Origin of the sequence: Streptococcus sp. HMSC074B11 (genome assembly GCF_001808705.1) — a bacterium.
Classification (GTDB): domain Bacteria; phylum Bacillota; class Bacilli; order Lactobacillales; family Streptococcaceae; genus Streptococcus.
In genome coordinates, this window is sequence record NZ_KV794304.1 from 1 (window position 1) to 297 (window position 297).

The 297-nt window shown below is 43.4% G+C and carries 1 pseudogene; it reads right to left on the bottom strand.

Features of this window, described 5'->3' with window-relative positions:
* Nucleotides 1–297, bottom strand: a pseudogene (locus HMPREF2619_RS11420) (hypothetical protein); the annotation flags it as partial.

Consider the following 297-nt stretch of genomic DNA (forward strand, 5'->3'; position numbering starts at 1 on the left):
GTTGCTTCACCAATCTTGTTGTTATCTTTATCGTAAAGAGCAACAGTTGAGCCTGGTTCTGCGTTTACTTCAACCGGAGTCTTAGTGCCTGCTTTACCTGTTAGGTCTGTATTCACTACTGGTTTCGCTGGAGCTGTTGTATCTGTCGCTACTTTCGGATCACTAGCAACTGATGTATTCCCTGCCTTGTCTGTTGCTTTTGCTGTTACATTTCCTGCTGGAATGTCAACTGTTGGGGTAATAGTTGCTTTTCCATTTTCTCCCGCCGTTGCTTCACCAATCTTGTTGTTATCTTTA